This window comes from Thiohalophilus sp., assembly GCF_034521165.1.
Lineage (GTDB): Bacteria > Pseudomonadota > Gammaproteobacteria > UBA6429 > Thiohalophilaceae > Thiohalophilus.
Genome location: NZ_JAXHMV010000008.1, coordinates 506108 through 526022, shown reverse-complemented (window position 1 = coordinate 526022; position 19915 = coordinate 506108). Strand labels below are relative to the sequence as shown.

20 protein-coding genes and 2 pseudogenes are annotated in these 19915 nt (G+C 56.3%); 10 read left to right on the top strand and 12 right to left on the bottom strand.

Annotated elements, in window-relative coordinates:
- Nucleotides 1-164 precede the first annotated feature (164 nt).
- Together U5K34_RS16105 and U5K34_RS07245 are read left to right on the top strand one after the other, a co-directional pair.
- Nucleotides 165-1453 (top strand): annotated as a pseudogene (locus U5K34_RS16105) (NAD(P)/FAD-dependent oxidoreductase).
- 10 nt (nucleotides 1454-1463) lie between these two features.
- Nucleotides 1464-1871 (top strand): GtrA family protein, encoded by a 408-nt coding sequence (locus tag U5K34_RS07245; RefSeq protein ID WP_322564709.1) that lies wholly within the window; start codon nucleotides 1464-1466, stop codon nucleotides 1869-1871.
- A gap of 77 nt (nucleotides 1872-1948) precedes the next feature.
- Here U5K34_RS07245 and U5K34_RS07240 read toward each other — a convergent pair whose 3' ends face one another.
- Nucleotides 1949-2437, bottom strand: a complete 489-nt coding sequence (locus U5K34_RS07240; protein WP_322564708.1) for a hypothetical protein — start codon at nucleotides 2435-2437, stop codon at nucleotides 1949-1951.
- A 214-nt stretch (nucleotides 2438-2651) separates the two neighbouring features.
- Between U5K34_RS07240 and U5K34_RS07235 the strand changes: the two genes are divergently transcribed.
- Nucleotides 2652-3074, top strand: coding sequence for a hypothetical protein (locus tag U5K34_RS07235; protein WP_322564707.1), 423 nt, complete (start codon nucleotides 2652-2654; stop codon nucleotides 3072-3074).
- On the opposite strand, the gene U5K34_RS07230 is transcribed toward U5K34_RS07235, so the two are convergent.
- Nucleotides 3071-4030 (bottom strand): MBL fold metallo-hydrolase, encoded by a 960-nt coding sequence (locus U5K34_RS07230; RefSeq protein ID WP_322564706.1) that lies wholly within the window; start codon nucleotides 4028-4030, stop codon nucleotides 3071-3073. The two genes, U5K34_RS07235 and U5K34_RS07230, sit on opposite strands and share 4 nt — an antisense overlap.
- Nucleotides 4031-4178: 148 nt before the next feature.
- On the opposite strand from U5K34_RS07230, the gene dauA reads away from it, so the two are divergent.
- The 5 genes from dauA (at nucleotide 4179) to U5K34_RS07205 (ending at nucleotide 10724) form a co-directional block, all read left to right on the top strand.
- A complete protein-coding gene (gene dauA / locus U5K34_RS07225; RefSeq protein WP_322567755.1) occupies nucleotides 4179-5879 on the top strand; it encodes a C4-dicarboxylic acid transporter DauA in 1701 nt (566 codons plus the stop codon).
- Between the two features lie 47 nt (nucleotides 5880-5926).
- Nucleotides 5927-6334, top strand: a complete 408-nt coding sequence (locus tag U5K34_RS07220; protein ID WP_322567754.1) for a ferritin-like domain-containing protein — start codon at nucleotides 5927-5929, stop codon at nucleotides 6332-6334.
- A gap of 85 nt (nucleotides 6335-6419) precedes the next feature.
- The gene (locus tag U5K34_RS07215; protein WP_416224044.1) at nucleotides 6420-7715 is read left to right on the top strand and encodes an ATP-grasp domain-containing protein; all 1296 of its coding nucleotides are present in this window, start codon (nucleotides 6420-6422) and stop codon (nucleotides 7713-7715) included.
- 3 nt (nucleotides 7716-7718) lie between these two features.
- Nucleotides 7719-9743: a CocE/NonD family hydrolase gene (locus tag U5K34_RS07210; RefSeq protein WP_322567752.1), complete on the top strand. Its 2025-nt coding sequence runs from the start codon at nucleotides 7719-7721 to the stop codon at nucleotides 9741-9743.
- 81 nt (nucleotides 9744-9824) lie between these two features.
- Nucleotides 9825-10724: a cation diffusion facilitator family transporter gene (locus tag U5K34_RS07205; protein WP_322564703.1), complete on the top strand. Its 900-nt coding sequence runs from the start codon at nucleotides 9825-9827 to the stop codon at nucleotides 10722-10724.
- A gap of 145 nt (nucleotides 10725-10869) precedes the next feature.
- Here the strand turns inward: U5K34_RS07205 and U5K34_RS07200 are convergent, their stop codons facing one another.
- The 5 genes and pseudogenes from U5K34_RS07200 to U5K34_RS07180 all read right to left on the bottom strand — a co-directional run bounded on the left by U5K34_RS07200 (nucleotide 10870) and on the right by U5K34_RS07180 (nucleotide 16189).
- The gene (locus U5K34_RS07200) at nucleotides 10870-11472 is read right to left on the bottom strand and encodes a class I SAM-dependent methyltransferase (RefSeq protein WP_322564702.1); all 603 of its coding nucleotides are present in this window, start codon (nucleotides 11470-11472) and stop codon (nucleotides 10870-10872) included.
- Between the two features lie 109 nt (nucleotides 11473-11581).
- Complete coding sequence (locus tag U5K34_RS07195; RefSeq protein ID WP_322564701.1) at nucleotides 11582-12181, bottom strand: ankyrin repeat domain-containing protein; 600 nt, start codon at nucleotides 12179-12181, stop codon at nucleotides 11582-11584.
- Nucleotides 12182-12208: 27 nt separating this feature from the next.
- Nucleotides 12209-13425, bottom strand: a pseudogene (gene glcF, locus U5K34_RS07190) (glycolate oxidase subunit GlcF).
- A 215-nt stretch (nucleotides 13426-13640) separates the two neighbouring features.
- Complete coding sequence (gene glcE, locus U5K34_RS07185) at nucleotides 13641-14699, bottom strand: glycolate oxidase subunit GlcE (protein ID WP_322564699.1); 1059 nt, start codon at nucleotides 14697-14699, stop codon at nucleotides 13641-13643.
- A gap of 2 nt (nucleotides 14700-14701) precedes the next feature.
- On the bottom strand, nucleotides 14702-16189 hold the full coding sequence (locus U5K34_RS07180) for an FAD-linked oxidase C-terminal domain-containing protein (protein WP_322564698.1): 1488 nt from the start codon (nucleotides 16187-16189) through the stop codon (nucleotides 14702-14704).
- A 259-nt stretch (nucleotides 16190-16448) separates the two neighbouring features.
- Here U5K34_RS07180 and U5K34_RS07175 point away from each other — a divergent pair, with 259 nt between their 5' ends.
- Nucleotides 16449-17471: a YeeE/YedE family protein gene (locus U5K34_RS07175; protein WP_322564697.1), complete on the top strand. Its 1023-nt coding sequence runs from the start codon at nucleotides 16449-16451 to the stop codon at nucleotides 17469-17471.
- Nucleotides 17472-17579: 108 nt separating this feature from the next.
- Nucleotides 17580-18215: a carbonic anhydrase gene (locus U5K34_RS07170; RefSeq protein ID WP_322564696.1), complete on the top strand. Its 636-nt coding sequence runs from the start codon at nucleotides 17580-17582 to the stop codon at nucleotides 18213-18215.
- 182 nt (nucleotides 18216-18397) lie between these two features.
- Here the strand turns inward: U5K34_RS07170 and U5K34_RS07165 are convergent, their stop codons facing one another.
- From U5K34_RS07165 to U5K34_RS07150, 5 genes are all read right to left on the bottom strand, one after another.
- A complete protein-coding gene (locus U5K34_RS07165) occupies nucleotides 18398-18718 on the bottom strand; it encodes a hypothetical protein (RefSeq protein WP_322564695.1) in 321 nt (106 codons plus the stop codon).
- 163 nt (nucleotides 18719-18881) lie between these two features.
- The gene (locus U5K34_RS07160; protein WP_322564694.1) at nucleotides 18882-19133 is read right to left on the bottom strand and encodes a GlsB/YeaQ/YmgE family stress response membrane protein; all 252 of its coding nucleotides are present in this window, start codon (nucleotides 19131-19133) and stop codon (nucleotides 18882-18884) included.
- Between the two features lie 13 nt (nucleotides 19134-19146).
- A complete protein-coding gene (locus tag U5K34_RS07155; RefSeq protein ID WP_322564693.1) occupies nucleotides 19147-19362 on the bottom strand; it encodes a DUF3185 family protein in 216 nt (71 codons plus the stop codon).
- 130 nt (nucleotides 19363-19492) lie between these two features.
- Nucleotides 19493-19723 (bottom strand): type II toxin-antitoxin system RelE/ParE family toxin, encoded by a 231-nt coding sequence (locus U5K34_RS16100; RefSeq protein ID WP_416224043.1) that lies wholly within the window; start codon nucleotides 19721-19723, stop codon nucleotides 19493-19495.
- A complete protein-coding gene (locus U5K34_RS07150; protein ID WP_322564692.1) occupies nucleotides 19708-19896 on the bottom strand; it encodes a hypothetical protein in 189 nt (62 codons plus the stop codon). Before U5K34_RS07150 ends, U5K34_RS16100 begins: the two co-directional genes overlap by 16 nt.
- Nucleotides 19897-19915 lie beyond the last annotated feature (19 nt).

The window sequence follows — 19915 nt, the reverse complement described above, 5'->3', positions numbered from 1 at the left end:
GATTGCCGAATCTGGCGCCGTCGCGGTCGAAGCCCGCTCCTACAGGGATTGTGTAGAGAGTTGGCAGTTGGCAATCTTAAATCATAAGTCCAAAATCGAATCTATTTCTGATTTACGACTCACGAATTTCATTTGACTGCAAACTTTATTAACAGGATTACGTAATGAGCAAAATCGCGGTCATCGGCGCCGGCCCCATGGGTCTGGCCACGGCCTACGAACTGAGCAAACAGGACCACCAGGTCGATCTGTACGAGTTCGATGATCGCCTCGGGGGAATGTCAGCGCACTTTGATTTTGATGGACTGAGTATCGAGCGCTATTACCATTTTGTCTGCCGTCCCGACGAGCCGCTGTTTGATCTGCTCGATGAGCTGGGCATGACCGACAAGCTGCACTGGGTCGATACGAAAATGGGCTACTATTATCACGGTCATCTGCATCGCTGGGGGGATCCCATATCACTGTTGACTTTTCCTCATCTCAATCTCATATCGCGCTTGCGCTATGGTGCGCATATGTTCTTCGCCTCCAAACGGGACAAGGAGAACTGGCGCGATCTGGACGGTCTCGATGCGGTCAGCTGGCTGAAGAAGGGCAGCGGCAAAAAAGCCTACGAGGTGCTGTGGGATCGGCTGTTCCGGCTCAAGTTTCACGACTTTACCGATAACCTCTCGGCCGCCTGGATCTGGGCCCGAATCCGCCGGGTCGGCCAGTCGCGGCGCAGCATCTTCCAGGAGTCACTCGGCTATATCGAGGGGGTTCACAAACCCTGCTCAACGAGCTGGCTGCCCGCATCAAACAACAAGGGGGCAATATTCATCTGTCGACACCGGTCCGCAATGTCCGCATCGAAAACGACCGGGTGACCGGCATTGAACTCAACAGCGGTCTCGAAGCCTATGACCAGATCATCAGTACCATCCCGTTACAGTATATTCCGCGGCTAATCCCCGATCTTCCCGGGGAGCAGCTGGAACGTTACCGGCAGGTGCAGAACATCGGCGTGGTCTGTCTGATCTATAAACTCAAAAAGCCGGTCACCGACAACTTCTGGCTCAACATCAGCGATCCGGATTTCGATATCCCCGGCATTATCGAAATGAGCAATCTGCGGCCGCTGTCCGACAACGTGGTCTATGTCCCCTATTACATGCCCCGCTCCCACCCCAAGTTCAGCTGGAGCGATGAGAAGATCATCAACGAGGCAACCGGCTATCTGAAAAAACTCAACCCCGAACTGGGCGATGAGGACATTATCTCGGTCAATGCCTCGCGCTATGCCTATGCGCAACCCATTTGCCAGCCGGGCTTTGCCAGTCTGCTCCCGCCCATTCGCGGCAACGTCGACAATCTTCTGATCGCCGACACCTCCTATTACTACCCGGAAGATCGTTCCATGGCCGAGAGCGTCAAGCTGGGTAGACAACTGGCGAAAATGGCCCAATCATGAGAAACCAGCCATGACCAAGGCAATCCGAACCGAGTTCATGCAGTTTCTGGTCGTCGGCGGTTTCGCCGCGCTGGTGAACTTTGTCTCGCGGATTATTATTAATGAATGGGTCGGTTATCGACTGGCGGTCATTCTCGCCTATCTGGTGGGCATGCTGACGGCGTTTATCCTGTCGAAGATCTACGTGTTCGAGAAAAGCGGTCGCCATCACTGGCACGAGTTGCGCGATTTCACCCTGGTGAACCTGCTGGCCGTGGTGCAGGTCTGGCTCATCAGCGTCGGTCTGGCCGAATACCTGTTCCCTGCCGTCGGCTACACCTTCTATGCCCCCGAAGTCGCCCATCTCATCGGCCTGGCCATCCCCGCCGTCACCAGTTACCTGGGACACAAATACTATTCATTCCGCAAGTCACCCTGATCGAAAATCTTATTTTCCTCGTCCCTCGTCACTCGTACCTCGTCCCTTTGCAACCCACCGCACAAACAGTGCGTTACTCAATGACCTCCATGATCCGAACCACCTTCGGCCAGGGACGGAAATCGATGGGTTGCAAATTTGCTGTGGCAGGTCACACAGCTTTCCAGCATTTTCGAATAATAGAACAGACTCAGTTCGGCATCGCGTGACTCGGCGGCATGCTGCAGCTTTCTGGCCTGTTGATGAAAGGCCCTGTCTTGCCGGATAAAGCCTTCCGGCAAGGCCTGATGCAGGGTCTTGCGATCTTTGGCAGTCAGCTTCTGCTGAAAAATAAAGCTGTCATGGACCTGGCCGGCTGTTTCGGCCACGCTGCGCCACTCGCCTTGCGGCAGGGCCTGGCTCAGCACCGCCATGGCTTTTTTCAATGCCTGCATTTCCTGCTGCAATAACTGACGTAACTCGGGCTGCCCCGCCAGCACTGGCGCATTTGTCCCGGCCAGGGCAGCGCGCATCGGGATCGATGCGGCAACGACGATAAAGAGCAATAAATAAAGATTATGACGCATTGCGATGCTCCGGTCCGTTCGGACATTGATACTGACATTATTCAACTAATCTTGGACCCTGGCTCAACAATGACCTTGATGCCAATCAAGGCATAGCCCCGATAAACCATTCCTGTTTGCCCATTTGGAAAAAGTTGACTATTCTACTTATATATTACAAACCCGCAAATGCCGAGGCTATCCCCTCGTCGTTGCCCATACAGGAGGTAGCTATATGCCCGCTACAATCCAGAGCGAATATGACGGGGAAGGCGTATTACTCAGGATGAGTGGGCTGGTCAGCGGCCGCGAAATCATTGATCTCAACCGGGAAATTTACGCCCGGGATCCACAAAAGAAACTGCGCTACCAGATCTGGGATTTTACCGAGGCCAAGCGCATGGAAGTCTCGCCCGAAGAGCTCCATATCATTACCCTGGAGGACAAGGAAGAGGCCGCCCTGAACCCCGACCAGCTGGTTGCCCTGGTCGGCTCACCCCGGCAACTCAACGGGGTGGATGTCTCCTACCAGATATTTTCCCGGACCTGGATCGGCGACGGCTTTCAAAGCGAATCGTTCCGTAATCTGCGTGAGGCTCGCCAGTGGATTGAGCGCTTGCTCTCACCCCGATTTGAACCACAAAACAGCCAGGGTTAGAAACTCTCGCGTTCGATCTCCAGGTAAGCCCGGTTGATGTTGATTCCCATCTGCCCTTCGAACTCCTTCATCTTCTTCCACTGTGACAAATCCAGTATCTTGCGTATCTCGCTGTCCATCAGCCCCTGATTGTATCCTGCCTCGATCCCGGCATAGAGATCCGCCATCCGTCGATGCATGGCTTTCACATCGGCTTTGGTCATCAGTGGCCCGTGGCCGGGAATGACCGTCTCGATCTCCCGCTTTTCGATCTGCGCCAGGGTTTCAATCCAGCTGCCGAGATGGGCATCGACAAAACTGGGAATCATTTTCTTGACCAGAACATCGCCGCTAATCAGCAATTTATCCTGTGGCAGGTAAATCATCATGTCACCCGGCGTATGCGAGCCGGCGGGAACCCACATCTCCATGGAGATACCCTGCAGGGTCACGTCTGTATGCGACTCTTGCGGATATACCGTTTGTGCGGGGACCGGCCGGGTATCGGGATGTTCCTTTCCCGTCGTGTTCTCCAGTATTGCGATCCAGTCGTAACCATGTTTTTCAACCAGTTCCCGGCACATTTTCGAACTGACAATTTCCGCATCCGGGAAAGCGGTGTTGCCCAGGATATGATCGCCATGATGATGGGTGTTGATGATGTGGGTCACCGGCTTATCCGTGATACCGGCAATGGTGTTTTTTAAATGCTGACCAATTTCATTGCTGAATCCGGTATCGATCAGAACCACGCCCTCATCGCCAATCAATACCGCGCTGTTGACCATATAGCCATGATTTTCTTTTGAAGGAAAGCCAATCGGTCCCAGCAGCGCGTAGACCCGGTCATTGACTTTCTTGATTTCCGGTTCCGGCAACCTCTCACCAGCCTGCACTCCGGTAACTGGCAACAGCAGTAATAGCAGGACCAGAAGACCGAACTGAATTTTCAAAAAATGATACACATTACTGAGCATGGGCTTTTCTCCTGGATAATCATTGAACATGATAATATCTGTCATCGTCGACGTAAATCGCCGGGCTAATGAAAACACCTTTCTTATTAAGGACAATGCTTGCACTATCATTTATAATTCAAGCCTGTATCGACTCTGCGAAAGTTGAATGCGCGCTTACCTGAACCACAATGCACTCATCACCGCGCTGCGCGATTACCGTCTGACCGATCTGCGCAGCGACCTGCTGGCTGGCATCACGGTCGGAATCATCGCCGTTCCACTGGCCATGGCGCTGGCCATCGCCAGCGGGGTACCCCCCCAGTACGGACTCTACACCGCGATTGTCGCCGGTCTGATCATTGCCTTGAGCGGTGGTTCCCGTTTCAGCATTTCCGGTCCTACTGCCGCTTTCGTGGTAATCCTGCTACCCATTACCCACACCTATGGACTCGGCGGGCTGCTGATCACGACCGTCATGGCCGGCTTCATTCTGATTATTATGGGCGTGGCCAGAATGGGGCGGTTGATCCAGTTCATCCCCTATCCGGTGACCATCGGTTTTACCGCCGGTATCGCGGTGGTGATCGCCAGTTTGCAGATCAAGGACTTCCTCGGTCTGGCGACCGGTGAGATGCCGCAACACTTTCTGGAGAAAATGGGCGTTCTGCTGCAGGCCTTGCCCACGACCCACTGGCCGGATCTGCTGATCGGCCTGCTCACGCTGTCCGTTCTGCTGTTCTGGTCGCGCCTCAAAAGCCGGATTCCCGGTCATCTGGTGGCCCTGCTGCTGGGTTCCCTCGCCGCCTGGCTGCTGGGATCCGTCTGGCCATCGTTCAGTGTCGCCAGCATTAATTCCCAGTTCACTTACCTGCTTGATGGCATGCAGCAACAGGGTATCCCGCAGGCACCGCCGCTACCGTTGCTACCCTGGAACCTGCCCGGTGCCGATGGTCAGCCCATCGGGCTGTCATGGCAACTGGTCCGCGATCTGCTGCCGTCGGCCTTCACCGTGGCCATGCTCGGTGCCATCGAGTCACTTCTGTGTGCCGTCGTCGCCGATGGTCTGACCGGCACGCGCCATAAACCCGATACCGAATTGATCGGTCAGGGGCTGGGCAATATCCTCGCACCCTTTTTCGGCGGCATCCCGGCCACCGCGGCCATCGCCCGCACCGCCACCAACATCCGGGCCGGGGGCCGCAGCCCGATCGCCGCCATTATCCATGCCCTGGTGATTTTATTAATTGTGATCAGCCTGGCCGGCCTGCTTGGCTATGTACCGATGGCTTCACTGGCGGCGCTGCTGCTGGTGGTGGCCTGGAACATGAGCGAGGCACGCCACTTCGTTCACATACTGCGCGTTGCACCCCGCAGCGACATCGTCGTACTGTTAGCCTGTTTCAGCCTGACCGTGCTGTTCGACATGGTGATTGCCGTGGCGGCCGGGCTGGTGTTGGCCGCCATTTTGTTCATTCGCCGCATCTCCAGCCTGACCGGCGCCGAACTGATCAATCCCGAGGAACATGAGCATCTGCAGGATATTCCGGATAATGTAGCGGTCTATGATATCAATGGCGCCCTGTTTTTCGGCGCTGCGGAAAAAGCCATCAGCACCCTGCATCATGTCAACAGCAACATTGATATCGTGGTGCTGGATATGAGCGATGTGCAGATGATCGATATGACCGGCGTTGTCGCCCTGGAGTCCCTGATCACCAGCCTGCAGCAGCAAAACATTACCGTACTGGTTGCCAACCTCCACCCCCGGATGCAGGACAAGCTGACACGCGCCGGGATTCAGGAGCAACCAAACAAGCTCGAATATCTCAGTGGACTGGCGACAATACGCCAACGTATATTGTCATAGCAGACAAAAACGCTAAACTGAATAAAACACTCACCGAGTCACGCGGTATGACACAGACCCTGCACGAAATATTGACCGAGGCGATCGAGGACGAATACAAGGCCCGAGCCACCTATCGCCGGGTATTGGAAAAGTTCGGTGACGTACGGCCTTTCAGCAACATCGTGGAGGCGGAGCAACGCCATATCGATGCCCTGCTGCTCCTGTTTGAAAATTACGGCCTGCGTGTGCCCGAGGACCACTGGCCAGAGCGAGTCGCGACACCCGACACCCTTCTGGCCGCCTGCCAGGCCGGCGTGGCCGCCGAGATCGACAATGCCGCCATGTATGATCGTCTCCTTGCCGCCAGCAGCGACTATCCGGATGTCCAGCGCGTGCTTCGAAACCTGCAACGGGCTTCCAGCGAGAATCATTTGCCGGCTTTTCAACGTTGCGTGGAAAGAGAAAGCCACTAGCAAAATAGCGATATAAAATCACCCTTGTGTTTACGCGCAGCAAGCCCTCAAAATGAGTATTCGATAAGGATGCCGGAGTGGCGAGATGTCCTCGAATATCTTTGTGGTAGGGCTCGATGATTTCAATCTCGCCCAGCTGCAGTCGCTGCGACATGCGAATGAGTATCAATTTCACTGTCTTCTTGCCTATCAGGCGATAAAACGTCCTGTCCGCGAGCCGATCGAGCACCTGCTACAACAGGCCTATACAAAGCTCGACAACTTCGAAGGCTCGATCGATGCCATCGTCGGTTACTGGGACTTTCCGGTCAGTACCCTTCTGCCGATAATCCGTCGACGCTATAACCTGCCCGGTCCGAGCCTGGAAGCCGTGCTCAAGTGTGAACACAAATACTGGAGCCGCTGCCTGCAAATTGAGGTCGTTCCCGAACTGGTACCCGAGTTTCAGCTGGTGAACCCCTTCGATGTGGACGCAGCAGATAAAATCGAAATTGCCTATCCTTTCTGGATAAAACCGATCAAGGCCGCCTCTTCCCATCTCGGATTTCGCATCAATAAGCGCCATGCGCTGATCGAGAGCCTTGCTATCATCCGTGAGAGAATACATCGCTTCGCCGAACCATTTAACGCTATCCTGAAACAGGCAGACATTCCCCCGCACATCGCCCCTTTTGATGGCAATTACTGCATCGCCGAGGGAATTATATCCACTGGCAGGCAATGCACCCTTGAGGGGTATGTTCATAAGGGCCAGGTAACCGTATACGGTATTGTCGACTCGATTCGTGCTGGAAAACACCGCAGCTCTTTTTCGCGCTATCAATATCCATCAACGCTTCCCGACCACATCAAACAGCGCATGACTCAGGCAATACAGGACGTTCTTTTATATTTTAGCTATGACAACTCGCCGTTTAATGCCGAGTTTTACTGGTCTGAAAAAAATGACAGCCTTTATTTACTTGAAATCAATACCCGGATTTCCAAGTCGCATTGCCCGCTGTTCAAAATGGTCGATGGCGAATTCCATCATGCGGTAATGGTCGAGGTCGCTCTTGGACATAAACCTGATTTTCCTTACCGCGAAGGCAAACACAAAATCGCCGCCAAATTCATGCTGCGTTATTTTCAGGATGGTTACATCAGAGGTGTTCCAACCACGTCGGAGATCGACAAGCTGAAGCAGCATTTTCCCGGTACCGAAGTACAGATCCATGTTCAGCCCGGCATGTGGTTACGTGATCTGCCCGATCAGGACAGCTATAGTTATGAAATTGCCACCATTTTCATGGGGGCGAACAACCTGAAACAGTTACTGGCAAACTATCAGACCGCGCTGGAAATGCTTTCTTTCGAGATCCAGAATACCGAACGAGGATAATATATGCGCATCGTCAATGAATTTCCGCACAAGGTTAAAACCATCGAAAATGTCTGGATCCCCATGCCGGACGGCATTCACCTGGCGGCCCGGATCTGGCTCCCGGAAGATGCCGAACAGCAACCGGTACCGGCGATACTCGAATACATTCCCTATCGCAAGCGCGATTCGGTCCGCGCCCGGGATGAACAGATCTACCCCTATTTTGCCGGCCACGGTTATGCCGGCGTCCGGGTTGACCTGCGCGGCAGCGGCGATTCCGAAGGCGTGCTGCGCGATGAATACCTGCAACAGGAACTGGACGACGGTGTGGCGATCCTGCAATGGCTGGAGGCCCAGCCGTGGTGCAACGGCAAGGTCGGGATGATGGGAATCTCGTGGGGCGGCTTCAACGGCCTGCAGATCGCCGCCATGCGGCCCCCGCAGCTCAAGGCGATCATTACCGCCAGCTCCACCGATGATCGCTATGCCGACGACGTGCACCACATGGGCGGTTGCCTGCTGGGCGACAACCTCTCCTGGGCCTCGACCATGTTCGCCTATAACGCCTGCCCGCCCGATCCGGACGTGGTCGGTGACAACTGGCGGGATATGTGGTTCGAACGGTTGCGCGGCAGCGGGCTGTGGCTGGAGCAATGGCTGCAACACCAGCGCCGGGATGATTACTGGAAGCACGGCTCGATTTGCGAGGATTACGCCGCCGTGCAATGTCCGGTGATGGCCGTCAGCGGCTGGGCCGACGGCTATTCCAATGCGGTGTTCCGCCTGCTGGAAAACCTCAACGGGCCCCGCTGTGGACTCATCGGCCCCTGGAGCCACAAATATCCGCATATCGGCCAGCCCGGGCCGGCGATCGGTTTTTTGCAGGAGGCGGTGCGCTGGTGGGACAAATGGTTAAAAGATCGCGACAACGGTGTTGACGATGATCCGATGCTGCGGGTCTGGATGCAGGACAGTGTCCCGCCCACGACACGCTATCATATGCGACCCGGTCGCTGGGTTGCCGAGAATGATTGGCCGACGGCAAAAATCGAACAGCGGGAATTCATTCTTGCCCCGGCGCGCCAATTGCTCCCCGCCGATGAAACCGCCGGGCAGGAAACCCGTAACCTGCAATCCCCGCTCGGTCTCGGCCTGTTTGCCGGTAAATGGTGCTCCTATGCCGCCGCGCCGGATCTGCCTCACGATCAGCGCCAGGAGGATGGCGGCGCCCTGGTCTTTGACAGCGAGCCGCTGGAGGAACCTTTCGAGATCCTCGGCGCCCCCTGCGTCGAACTGGAAGTGATACCGGACAAACCCGTCGCCATGCTGGCGGTTCGGCTTTCCGACATCGCGCCCGATAATAAAGCCGCGCGCGTCACCTATGGTCTGCTGAATCTGACCCATCGCGAGGACTCGGAACATCCGCAACCACTGCAGCCGGGCAAGCAATACCGGGTCCGTATTCAGCTCAACCACGTCGCCCAGCATTTCCCCGCCGGCCATCGTCTGCGCATCGCGGTGTCCACCTCTTACTGGCCCCTGGCCTGGCCGGCACCGCAGTCCACCCGGATCAAGGTCATCGCCGGGCCCAGCCGCGCCTTTTTGCCGGTGCGCGCGCCCCGGGAAAGCGATAACAATCTGCGTCCATTTGACGAACCGGAAGCGGCACCGCCGTTGGTCACCGAGATGATCGAGCCGGAACACCACAACTGGCGCGTGATTCGGGATCTGGATCTCGATCTTTCGACCCTCAAGGTGATCAACGACAGCGGTATTGTCTATATCAGGGACATCGATCTGGCGATGGGCCGCAAGGCACTGGAGTGGTATACCTATCAGGGTGACGACTTCAACTCGGTTCGTGGCGAAACCCTGTGGGAACGCAGTTACCGGCGCGGCGACTGGTTTGTCAAAACCGTCACTCGCACCATATTGACCTCGACCGAAAGTGATTTCTATCTGCGCGCCGAACTCGACGCTTACGAAGGCGATAAACGCGTCTATTCGGCCAACTGGGACACGGTCATACCGCGGGATTTTGTCTAAACGGTCTCAACCGCATAACCGACACTTCATTGCTCGCGGCATGATTGACAGCCGCCCTTTTAATGATAGATAGTTGTCGTCATGGCCCACACGCACCATCACCCCGCCCCGCATAGCTACAACCGCGCTTTCACCCTGGGGATCAGCCTGAATCTGATCTTTGTTGTGATCGAGTTTGTCTACGGCTTCCTCGGCAACTCCCTGGCGTTGATCACCGATGCCGGACATAACCTCTCCGATGTGCTGACCCTGCTGCTGGCCTGGGGCGCCATCTATCTGGCCGGCAAGGAGCCCACGCCCTATCGGACTTATGGCTTTCGTCGCCTGACCATTCTCGCCTCGCTGTTGAGTGGCATGCTGCTATTGGTGGCAGTAGGCGCGATTGCCTGGGAGGCGCTGGGTCGCCTGAGCGAGCCACAACCGGTCGACGGTATGACCGTGATCGTCGTCGCCGCCGTCGGTGTGGTGATCAATACCGTCACCGCGCTGCTGTTCATCCGTGGCCAGAAAGATGATCTCAATATCAAGGCCGCCTTTCTGCATATGGCCGCCGATGCGGGCGTCTCACTGGGCGTGGTAATCGCCGGTGCCGTGATCCTGTTCACCGGCTGGCTGTGGGTCGATCCATTGCTCGGTCTGCTTATCGCGCTGGTGATACTCTACAGCACACTGGATCTGTTGCGTGATTCCACCGGCCTGGCCATCGATGCGGTACCGAAAAACATTGATCCCCACCAGGTTGAGAACTACCTGGCTCAGTTGCCCGGCGTCAGTGAAGTGCATGATCTGCACATCTGGCCCATGAGCACCACCGAAACCGCGCTCACTGCCCATCTGGTCGTCCCGCAATTCCCGGATGACGATTCGCTCGTGCAACGGGCCAGCGACGAGCTGCACCACCGCTTCGGCATCGATCACGTCACCCTGCAGTACGAAACCGGCAACGATTACTGCAAGCTGGCCAGCCCGGGCAGTTTATAACTAACAGAGCCATATCGGCCTGGCCCGTTTTTTCACCACGAAGTCTCGAAGACTCGAAATCTATAAATTATTTTCTTCGTGTCTTCGTGCCTTCGTGGTAAAGCTTTTATAATAATCCTGTTTAGTACCGGCACTCTGTTATAAATCATCCGTAGCTGGCAGTTACCAGAAAAATGGGGTATTCCCCTTCTTCCTTGTTGACCACATGGGCGGTTGTAAATCGGATATCGGTAAAACCCTGCTCGCGCATTAACGACTCGAGGGCGTCGCGCTCGAAACCGTGGTGGAAGACCCCTTCCACGTCGGCCGGGTGGAAGGTGCCGTCCTCCTTGTCCAGATCCGCCAGGGCGACCCGTCCGCCGGGCCTGAGGATATCGGCAAAGCGCCGGAACAGTTTTTCGGTGTCTTCCACATGGTGCAGGGCCATGGCACTGACGATCAGATCAAACTCCCTGTTCAGGGGTTCTTCGAGAATATCCTGACAACAGACTTCCACCTTGCCCTGTAACTCCGGCTTGGCGGCGAGCTTTTCCAGCATCGACTCGGAAACATCCACCGCCGTGATATTGTTGACATGCGGCGCGAGATGCGCGCTGATCAAGCCGGTGCCGGCACCGAAGTCCATGACGGCCATTTCATAATTCAACGGGATACGCTCGACAATCGCCGAGCCGATGCCGGACGACAGTGCTGTAATCATCTCGTTGGTATCCCAATCCCGGGCCTTTTCTTCAAATAGATCTGCCATGATTTACTTCTCTTATAACGTCAGTGTGTGATACTCCAATCTGAGCAGTACCCGGCATGATTTACCGGGGTACCTGATGCACAAGATCGCCAGCACCGTTCAAGAACGGTTATTCTGCCAGCCGTGTGGCGATTTTAACATGGTGGTGTTCCAGCGCCAGATCAAGGGCGGTTTTACCATCGATACTCTGTATTGCCCTGTCTGCACCGTTTTCCAGCAGTATTTCGACCATTTTCCCCCGCCCTTCACTGGCCGCCCACATCAGGGCCGTCCAGCCTCGCTCATCGTCCTGCGCATCAAGCGCAATCCCCTGCTCGATCAGGTATTCGAGCATCGCCACCTGGTTGGTAATGACCACGGCGGTCAGCGCATGGTAGCCATCCTTGTCCTTCACATTGATATCGGCCCCGGCCTGTAACAGGGCCTGCACCACGGCAAGATGGCCGTTTTGCGCGGCCCGCATCAGGGGGGTCCAGAGACAATTGTCCCGGGCATCGACCATCGCGCCCTTGTCGAGCAGGCGCCGGACGGTTTCCAGATCGCCCTGTTCCGCCGCCAGGTATAACGGCGTGCGGCCGCGACCGTCACGCGCCTCGAGATCGACTATCCAGTAATCCAGCAAGAAATAGGTCAACAGCCCCAGAGTCAACAACACCAGGTAAAAGAGGTAAGGGTGACGATAGATCTGACGGATCAGTGAATCGAACATAGTCGTTGGCCGGATTGTCCCGGGGAATTATTGATCCGCCGTGTCGAGCAGTTCAATCCAGTGTTTCACCGGCTTGCCGGCTTTGCTGGCCAGGTGCATCTGACAACCGATATTGGCGGTAGCGATCACATCCGGCTCATCACCTTGCAGGGCGGTGAGTTTGTTATCCAGTAGTTGTTGCGACAGCGCCGGCTGCAGGATCGAGTAGGTCCCGGCGGAGCCGCAACACAGATGGGCGTCGGGTACCGCGGTAAGGGTGAAGCCGGCGTTTTGCAGAATCGTTTCCACCACACCGTGTACCTGCTGGCCATGCTGCAGGGTGCAGGGGCTGTGAAAGGCCACCTTGCTGTAGCCCGAGTTGTTATCCAGCTGCGACAGATCCTCGTCACGCAGCACTTCGCTGATATCCCGGGTCAGGTCACTGACCCGCGCGGCCTGTTCGGCCCAGGCGGGATCATGTTTGAGCAGATCGCCGTACTCCTTGACCATGGCGCCGCAGCCGCTGGCGGTGATGACGATCGCCTCGGCACCGGCTTCAATATGGGACCACCAGGCGGCGATGTTGCTGCGCATAAAATCCAGCCCCTCTTCTGTCGCCGACAGATGATGGCTGACCGCGCCGCAACAGCCCGCCCGCTCGGCGCTGATCAATTCAATACCCAGCCTGTTCAGCACCCGTGCGGCGGCGGCATTGGTATTGGGGGTGGAAACACTCTGCACGCAGCCCTCAAGTACCAGCATCTTGCGCGCATGCGTTTGCTCGGGTCTCGATATGGGGGTTTGCAGTGTCGGTATCTGATTGCGCAGCGCAGCCGGCATGACGTTCCTGAAAAGATTACCGGCTCTGACCAACGGCGCAAAACGTTTTGGATAAGGGACCACCTTGCGCAATAGCCAGCGCTGCAGGGTTTCGAACTTGCCGCGCCCAACCTTCTCCTCGACAAGTTCGCGGCCGATCTCCGCCAGCCGGCCGTAACGCACGCCGGACGGGCAGGTGGTCTCACACGCCCGGCAGGTCAGACACCGATCCAGATGTTGCTGGGTTTTGTGCGTGACCGCATTCCCCTCCAGCACCTGCTTGATAAGATAAATCCGTCCACGCGGCCCATCCAGTTCATCCCCCAGCAGTTGATAGGTCGGGCAGGTGGCGGTACAAAAACCGCAATGCACACAGGCGCGCAGGATGTCGTTGGCTTCCTGTCCCTGGGGGTCTCTAAATACTGTTGGCTCAGGTTGGTCTGCATGGTTACCTTTGTCTGCCTTGTTGCATCCCCCAAAAAAAGTGACGAGGTACGAGGGACGAGTTACGAGGAAAGCCTTCACCACGAAGTCACGAAGACTCGAAGTAAACCAATAACCCTTCGTGGCTTCGCGCCTTCGTGGTTCAATTTCCGATTCCCGACTCCCGATTACTGATTACTGACTGCCCTCTGCCAACTGCCCTCTGCCAACTGCCAACTTAGATTGTTTTATACATCCGCCCCGGATTGAAAATGCCCCGGGGATCGAAGGCCTGTTTCAGATTGCGCTGCAGTTTCATCAGGCTCTCGGGTAACGGGTGAAAGACGTCCAGGTTGCCGGGCTCGCCGCGATAGAGTGTCGCATGGCCGCCGGCTTTTTCCGCCGCCTTGCGGATCCGCCCGGCCGGCTCGTCGGATACCAGCCAGCGTTGCGCCCCGCCCCACTCATACAGCCATTTGCCCTTTAACGGGATGGGCGGCGTGGTGGAGGCCAGTGACAAACGCCATAACGGTTTGTTGCTGGAGAAAAAGGCGTGTTGCTGTTCCTTGAGTTTGTGCCACCAGGTCCGGGTCGGCGGCACTTCCTCCCCGCCGAGCACCTTGCGCGCAGCGGCAAGGGTCCCTTCAGTGCCGGACAGGCGTACATAGAGACTCGCGCCGTCGTAACAGGTGGCCGAGATGGGCAATGATTGCTGCGCCCACTGGTTCATGCGTTTGATCGCTGTCTCCTCGGAACACTCCTGGACCAGGGTCTGTTCACCTTCGGGACGGGGCAGTACCTTGAGCGAGACTTCGAGCAACACCCCCAGCGTCCCCAGCGCCCCGGCCATCAGGCGCGAGACATCGTAACCAGCCACGTTTTTCATCACCTCGCCGCCGAAGTGCAGGATCTCGCCCTTGCCGTTGATCAGTTTACAGCCGAGGACAAAGTCGCGTGCCGCCCCGGCCGTGGCACGCCGCGGCCCGGACAGGTTACAGGCCACGGTGCCGCCCAGGGTGGCCCCTTCCCCGAACTGCGGCGGCTCGAAGGCGAGCATCTGGCCCTGTTCGGCGAGAGTCTGTTCGATGGCTTCCAGCGGGGTGCCGGCACGCGCGGTCAAGACCAGTTCGGTCGGCTCGTAGGTCACAATGCCCGTGTGATCGGCCAACTCCAGCGGCGTCCCCGAGACATCCTGTCCATAGAACGCCTTGCTGTTGCCGCCGCGAATCGCCAGCGGCTGATGCTTCTCCAGGGCGGTTTGCACCTGCTGTTGTAACTGTTCGCTGATGTCGGCCATGCTCAGAACCGATCCAGTTCGGGAAACGGCAGCTCGCCGTGGTGCACATGCATGGCACCGAACTCGGCACAACGATGCAGGGTGGGAACGGCCTTGCCGGGATTGAGCAGGCCTCTGGGATCGAAGGCGTTTTTAATGGCGTGGAACTGGGTCAGCTCCCGGGCATCGAACTGGACGCACATCTGGTTGATCTTCTCCATGCCGACACCGTGTTCACCGGTGATGGTGCCACCGACTTCCACGCATAATTCCAGTATCTTGCCACCGAACTCCTCGGTGCGTTCCAGCTCGCCCGGTTTGTTGGCATCGTACAGGATCAACGGATGCAGGTTGCCGTCGCCGGCATGAAAGACATTGGCTACGCGCAGATCATACTCTTTGGATAATTCGGCCATCTTGCCCAATACTTCGGGCAGATGTTTGCGCGGGATGGTGCCATCCATGCAATAGTAATCGGGCGAGATACGGCCCACCGCCGGGAACGCCGCCTTGCGGCCCTTCCAGAAATTCATTCGCTCTGCATCGCTGCTGGCGGTGCGCACTTCGGTGGCACCGGTGTGATTCAATATCTCGCGTACCTGATAAACATGGGCCGAAACCTCTTCGTTGGTGCCATCGAGTTCACACAACAAAATCGCGTCGGCACCAACCGGATACCCGGCATGCACAAAATCTTCCGCGGCCTGAATGGCCAGTTTGTCCATCATCTCCAGTCCGGCGGGAATAATCCCGGCGGAGATAATATTGCCCACCGCTTCTCCCGCCCTGACGACATCATCGAAGGCGGCCAGTATCACCTGGGCGCGATCCGGTTTGGGCAGTAACTTCACGGTCACTTCCACGATCACCCCGAGCATGCCTTCGGAGCCGGTCATCAATGCCAGCAGATCATACCCGGGCGCATCCAGTCCGCTGCCGCCGAGGGTCAGCAGCTCGCCGTCAATGGTCACCACTTTCAATTGCTGGATGTTGTGTACCGTCAGACCATACTTGAGACAATGCACCCCGCCGGCATTCTCGGCCACGTTGCCCCCGATGCTGCAGGCAATTTGCGAGGAGGGATCCGGGGCGTAATACAGACCGTGTTGGGCCACCGCCTCGGAGATCGCCAGATTGCGTACCCCCGGCTGCACCCGGGCAATACGCTGCTGGGGATCCACCTGCACAATCCGGTTAAACCGCGCCAGACTCAGCAAAACCCCCTGCTCGTGCGGCAAGGCCCCGCCCGACAGACCGGTACCGGCACCGCGCGCCACCACGGGCACCTCAAATTCGCTGCAGGCTTTTAAAATGGTCTGAACCTGCTCGATGGTATCGGGTAATACCACCGCCAGCGGCAACTTGCGATAGGCCGACAGTCCGTCGCATTCATAGGGGCGCAGATCCTCATCGCTGTATAACACCTGCTCGGCCGGCAACAATGCCTTGAAGCGGCGAAGCAGTTTTTCGCGAATCTGCGGGGAACTGTGTTGTGCGGTGCTGGCGTTCATACTGAACCATCAATGGGTGCAGGGAATAGCCCCTGCAAATACAGGTTATGGATCATAACGAACAGGCATTCTACCCCTGTTACGACAGCGGTGAAACCATGGGTGCAATGTACCCATGCAGGTCCCACTGTTTGTTATCAGACAGGAGAATGATACAAGGCTGATAGTGATTTTTCGGTCTATTTCCCTGCACATGATGGTGTCATCAGGGCGAATTGGGTAACATTCACGGCCAGAAAAAATACCATCAGGGGGAAGCATGTTCGAGGATGTCACCAATTATCTGATCGCCGGCGGCCTGCTGGCCGGTCTCTTCTACGGCCTGGTTGCCAGACACTTTGATCTGGATATGATGCAGGCGGTGCGCAATGTCTATCGCCAGGCCAGTCACCGCCAGTTGCTGGCCGTGGCCACGGCCATGCTGGTGGCGATCCTCGGCACCGGGTGGCTGGAAGCGTCCGGCACGGTGGATATCGCCAGTGCCGGCTATCGCAACGGCCAGTTTGACTGGCTGGGCGTCCTGCTCGGTGGCCTGCTGTTCGGCATCGGGGCCAGCCTCGGCGGGCAGGATGCGGCGCGGGTCTTCGTCAACGCCGCCGGCGGCGATCTGCGGGCCCTGCTGGTGCTGTCGGTGTTCATCATTTTCGCCACCATTACCCAGTTCGGCCTGCTCGAGTCGGTGCGGCTGTGGCTCACCGGCCTGACCGCCATCCACCTGACCGGCGGCGACGCCGGGATCGCCAGCATTCTCGGGCTGCCCGGCTGGCTGGTGGTCCTGGTGATCGGCGCGCTGCTGGCCGGCTATATTGCCCTGCGCTGGAAGCGGGGTGGGCAGATCTCCCTGCTGGTCGCCGGCGGCATCATCGGCCTGATCACCGTGGCCAGCTGGTATGTCACCGGGGTGCTGGCCTTTGACGACTTCAACCCCAGGGCGCCGTCGGGCATCACCGCCTCCGGCCCCATGTCCCGAATCGGCATGCTGGTGATCGCCGGCGACACCCCGCGCTTCTCCTATGCGGTCTCCTTTGTCGTGGGCCTGGCGGCTATCGGCTTTGTCTATTCCGTGGTCCGCGGCCAGTTCCGCTTTACCCCCATCCCCGGCGGCAAGCTGGGCAGCTCGATTCTGGGGGCGGCGCTGATGGGGATCGGCGCCACCGTCGCCTATGGCTGCAACATCGGCCAGGGCCTGACCGGCTTCTCCACCCTGTCGCTGGAATCGCTGCTGGCCGTGGTGGGCATGTTCCTCGGCGTCATGATCGCGGCCAAAAAACGCTGGGAATAACCGCTGCCGACGGGCAAAAACCGGGCGCGGGATGATGTTTTCCCCCGCCCGAATCGGCTATCATTGGGCCACTTTCCATAGATAATAATCGATAGGTCAGGATAGCCAATGCACTCTGCTTGCGATGCCCTGAAACAACTGCGCGAAGGCAATGAACGCTTCACTGCCAATGTTCGCAGTATCGACTCCCTGTTGAGTTATACCCAGCGGGCCAATCTGGCAAAAAGCCCGCAGGAACCCATTGCCATCATCCTGGGTTGCTCCGATTCGCGCGCCCCGGCCGAGCTGGTCTTCGATCAGGGCCTCGGCGATCTGTTCGTGATCCGGGTGGCCGGCAACATTGTCGCCCCCTCCCAGGTGGGCAGCGTGGAATTCGCCGCCGATCGCTTCGGCACCAAGCTGGTGGTGGTCCTGGGCCACTCCAACTGCGGCGCCATTACCGCCACCCTGGACGAACTGCAGCGCCCCACCGAAAACCAGTCCCCGAATCTACACTCCATCGTCAGCCGGGTCAGTCCGGCGGTGCGCAACCTGCTCGACATTAACCCGGACATGCCCCGGGAAGAGCTGATCGACAAGGCCGTGCGCGCCAACGTGCGCGCCTCCTGCGATCACCTGCGCCACGGCTCGGCCATTCTCGAGGAACTAATCGCCAACAACGGCCTGCTGGTCGTCGGCGCCGAATATTGCCTGGAGACCGGCAAGGTCGACTTCTTCGACGACGTGCCGGCGGAGTGTGAATAACGCTCATCTCTCCAGGTCACTGGAAAAAACGCGGAGAGCGCGGAGGCGTTTATGCCCGTTGTTTGGGTGCAAAGGCGCGGAGAAAAGATTTTATAATTTCGCCTGAAAATCCTTTCGCAGATTCAATTCGATAAGGGCTTTGCCCCGAATGGCATTAACCCTTCCGTCCGTCTTCTCCGGTGTTACCCATGATTCTCAGGATTTATGTTTTCTTTGAGTTCATTAGATAGCCCCTGGATGTCCGACTCATCAACCAGTCCTTCCTTTCGTAGCATCATAAGCTGTAGCGTAGCTTTTGACCGACTATGGCCATCAAAAAGCAAAGCAATCCGCTTATCGTAGTTCTCAATTAATTTATATAAATATAGATATTTCTCATGATTTGTTGGCATATCTCTACTCGCCAAACCCTCTGAAACATCTTGTAATATAGTTCCGCAGAAGCGCTCCAATGCCGCTTCTTTTATTTTCTTAAATTTCTTCCAGTCTGATTCGGAGATCATTTTTCGTTATTGATGCGTATTGTGTGAAACAATAACCCAATCCGGAGTGAGTGTTGATTGTTGATCTCTGAAAGTCAAAAGGCAATACCTGACCTCGGTGGTTGCAGGATTCCCGATCCCCGTACCTCATTTTGGCGTCGGCTGGATGGGCTTGTTATGGGAGCTAGGCCTTCTTAATAACACCAATTAAAAATAACAAAATAACAGCGCCAATAGTGGCCATAATGATAGAGCCTAAAAACCCGCCTGTTGTTATGCCAAGCAAGCCGAATACAAAGCCGCCCACTATGGCACCAACAATTCCTACGATCATATTTCCTATGACACCAAATCCTCTTCCCTTAACGATGGTGCCAGCAAGCCACCCAACCAGCGCGCCAACAGCTAGAAATATTAATAAGCTAATAATATCCATGTTTCCTCCAGTATTATTTTTTAGCGAATAGGTAGATGCCAACAACAAAACTTATGGCGCCAGCAATGTAGAAAGTCATTACCTTGTCTGTATCTGAACCTGTTACTGCTTGTGTTATTTCTGATCCGACAGAACCAGATAATTGATACCCCCATATTGCAAGGCCAATTCCTAAAACTACCAGGACAATACCAATAATTTTCATTGTGGTTCCTGAATGCATTTCCATGTTGATCTCCAGTAGCTGAAGAGGTTCAAGGGGTCAGATTACTTGCTTCTATACTTTCATCAAACCGATCTGAGATATTTTCAAGCAGTCTCTTTCCATGGATCACTGCAACTATCAAAACTCTATTCCGTTAAATTTGATATATCAGGCGATAACTGTAAATAAATCGCTCTCGTATGCTCTCGTCATCTATCTCGGGAACAATGCGTCCTATCAGGGGAAATTCACCCGTGCACCGGGAAATCGACAACGTTTCTGTGACAACAGCCCGCGCATAATACTCAGAATCCCGCGCAATATATTCAGCGATGGCCTTAAGATCCTCAATGGCCTCTGGCGACCACCTTACTTCGAGGTCCATTTACTGAACTGCCTCTCAGCTTCAGCCTGGCCAATTGTACCTTCCTTATCGGCGCGTTCGATCCCTCTGTGGATTTTTTCCGCCACGTAAAGATGATACTGAACATCTTCCAATGAACAATCATCCGGCAGCTTATCAATTAGAGCCTTTACTTCGTCTTTTGCAGTATTCATATTTTTTTACCTCTTGTCT